The organism is Vibrio sp. 2132-1, from assembly GCF_033344315.1.
Genome location: NZ_JAWPON010000093.1, coordinates 1 through 1,094, shown reverse-complemented (window position 1 = coordinate 1,094; position 1,094 = coordinate 1). Strand labels below are relative to the sequence as shown.

Annotated in this window: 1 protein-coding gene; it reads left to right on the top strand. The window is 45.5% G+C overall.

Annotation, left to right across the window (positions count from 1 at the left end; translation table 11 throughout):
- The first annotated feature begins 75 nt into the window (after positions 1-75).
- Positions 76-999, top strand: coding sequence for an AraC family transcriptional regulator (locus R8N47_RS23655; protein WP_318185908.1), 924 nt, complete (start codon positions 76-78; stop codon positions 997-999).
- Positions 1,000-1,094: the final 95 nt, after the last annotated feature.

Genomic DNA, 1,094 nt, shown 5'->3' with positions numbered 1-1,094 from the left:
CTTGATAATCTTTACTTCGCAAAATGTCGTGTATACATTGAATAACAACCTCAATAATCCGAGAGCCTTTTCGCGATGTCAGATTCATCACCAACCAACTTACCAAGTAGAGCATTCGCCACTCAGAAATTAGCCAAACTGATTGATCGATGGACGGGAAACGCAAACCAATACGACACGCCAATTTCGGGGTTGAGGTTCAGTCGTTGGACAACGCCGACGCCGCCTACGAGCTATACCCACAATCCAAGTATTTGTCTTATCGCGCAAGGCAGGAAGCGAGTCTTATTGGGAGAGGAAAGCTTTATTTACGATGCCAACCACTTCCTGATTTCTTCTGTCGATCTCCCTATCATTGCCAACATTATCGAAGCCAGTGAGGAGCAACATTATTTAGGGCTGATCATGGAGCTGGATTTGACCGAGATTTCCCAACTGATTGTCGATAGCGAACTTGCCTTTACTCAATCCAAAGAAGCGCAAAAAGGCATTGCTGTCGGTGAGTTGTCGGAATCTCTATTGGGTGCGTTTGTACGCTTAGCAGAATTATTAGACGAAGGCCAAAACATCAAAATTTTAGCGCCCATCATTAAACGGGAGATTTTTTATCGCCTTTTGATGAGTGAACAGGGCACGCGTCTCCATCAAATCGTGACTGCGGGCAGCCATAGCCATCAAATAGCCAAAGCCATCGACTGGCTCAAAAACAACTTTGTCAAACCATTAAGTGTTGGAGATTTGGCTTCGTTTACAGGTATGAGTAAATCGTCGTTTTACACGCACTTTCGCTCCATGACGTCCATGACACCATTACAGTTTCAGAAGAAGTTACGCTTAAGTGAAGCACGCCGATTGATGCTGACAGAAAACTTAGACGCCATGGCTGCGACATTCAAAGTCGGCTATGAAAGTCCGTCTCAATTCAGTCGGGAATACAGCCGCTTGTTTGGCGCACCGCCGTCTAAAGACATCAAATCGCTAAGAGAAAATTTGGGCTAAATTGGCACAAAAAAGCCGTTAGTCTGTACTGCCACAGAGCTAACGGCTAAAAACCCATGAAGAGATCGCTTCGTCAGCACTTCACTGCGGCTGAC

Bases quoted from the DNA above. Each gene is read 5' to 3' on its own strand.
- R8N47_RS23655 (WP_318185908.1), top strand. From the start codon at position 76: ATGTCAGATTCATCACCAACCAACTTACCAAGTAGAGCATTCGCCACT.